2 protein-coding genes are annotated in these 1,421 nt (G+C 67.6%); both read right to left on the bottom strand.

The genetic code is table 11. The features are described 5' to 3' along the window. Positions 1-73: 73 nt before the first annotated feature. Positions 74-472 (bottom strand): hypothetical protein, encoded by a 399-nt coding sequence (locus BIV23_RS45115; RefSeq protein ID WP_071386787.1) that lies wholly within the window; start codon positions 470-472, stop codon positions 74-76. Continuing rightward, the gene (locus BIV23_RS45110; protein WP_071386786.1) at positions 469-1,317 is read right to left on the bottom strand and encodes an IS5 family transposase; all 849 of its coding nucleotides are present in this window, start codon (positions 1,315-1,317) and stop codon (positions 469-471) included. Before BIV23_RS45110 ends, BIV23_RS45115 begins: the two co-directional genes overlap by 4 nt. Positions 1,318-1,421 lie beyond the last annotated feature (104 nt).

Here is a 1,421-nt window from a genome sequence, read left to right as displayed (position 1 = left end):
AGTGGGCGGTTCGTAAGGTGATGTCTGTTTCTGGCTGAGGTGGGGGCAAGGCCGCTGGCGGAGGTCGTGTCGGCTATTGCTTCCTGGTGAAGTTGCCGGTGTCGGCCTCGGTGAGGATCCCGAGTTTGACCAGGCGTTTCAGCTTGGCGCGGGTGCCTTCGACGTTCTTCGGTAGCAGTTCGTGACCGAGGGCTTCGCAGACGTCCTTGGCCCGTAGCGGCCCGGTTGTGTGGTTGAAGGCGGCGAGGATGCGGGGGTAGTCCGGGTGCTCGGGCAGGTCCGGCGCGACGGCCGGGAGCCGGTCGGCGAGGCCTGTGACGGTCTTGCGGGTGATCGTGAGGTGCTCCAGGTGCGTCTCGGCCTCACGCAACCGGGTCTGCAGGTCGTCGATCTGTGCGCGGAGGTCGTCGGCCAGGGCCCGGGCGGCGTCTTCCTGGAGGTCCAGGGCATCGAGCAGGGGCCGGAGGTTCATGCTGCCACCGTCTGCGCCGCGCGCCAGGTGGGGGCGTTCGTGCCGGTGAGGCGTCGGGTCATGACGTGGGTCATCGCCCAGTAGACGCGGGAGGCGGAGGAGGAGGGGCGGTGCTCGTAGTCGCGGACCAAGCGCCGGTGCAGTATGAGGATTCCGTAGGTCTGCTCGACCCTCCACCGCTTCGGCTGCGGCACGAACCCCTTGTCCTGCGGGTTGCGTGCGACGATCTCGACGTCGATGCCCAGGCCGGCGCCGTGCACGACGACCTGGTTCTTGAAGCCCTGGTCGACCAGCGCTTTGCGGACGGTGCCGCCGGTGTACTCGGCGACCTGATCCAGCAGGACGATGCCCGCGGCGTTGTCGTGGGTGTTCGCGGCGAGGACGACGACGGCGATGACCAGGCCGAGGACGTCCACGGCCAGTCCGCGTTTGCGGCCGGGCACCCGCTTGGCAGGATCGTGGCCACTCGTGGCAGCGGGGACCCCGGCGGCCACATGGACACTCTGGGTGTCCAGGACCACCAGGGTCGGGTCCTCTAATCGGCGGGCGCGCTCACGGACCTGGCAGCGCAGGAGTTCATGGATGACCTGGTCGGTCCCGTCGTCCCGCCAGGCGGCGAAGTAGTAGTACGTCGCGCTCTTCTGCGGCAGGTCGTGCGGGAGATAGGTCCACTGGCAGCCGGTCCGCCCCTGGTAGAGGATCGCGTTCACGATCTCCCGCATGTCGTAGGCGCCCTGGTGGCCGCTGACCGAGCGGTGCCGGCCCTTCCACGCGGTGATCACCGGCTCGATCAACGACCATTGCTCGTCCGATAAGTCACTCGGGTACGGCTTGCGTTCACTCACCCGATCACATCACCAGATCAACAACAGCGGACCGGCACATTCCGCCCCGCCGCCACACCATCAGGCGACAGCAGAACCACTCAAAGACTCACGAACCGCCCACT

Source organism: Streptomyces monashensis, from assembly GCF_001866665.1.
Classification (GTDB): Bacteria; Actinomycetota; Actinomycetes; order Streptomycetales; family Streptomycetaceae; genus Streptomyces; species Streptomyces monashensis.
Note: the sequence above shows the minus strand (reverse complement) of the source record. Positions and strands in the feature narration are given on the sequence as shown.

Bases quoted from the DNA above. Each gene is read 5' to 3' on its own strand.
- BIV23_RS45115 (WP_071386787.1), bottom strand. From the start codon at position 472: ATGAACCTCCGGCCCCTGCTCGATGCCCTGGACCTCCAGGAAGACGCC.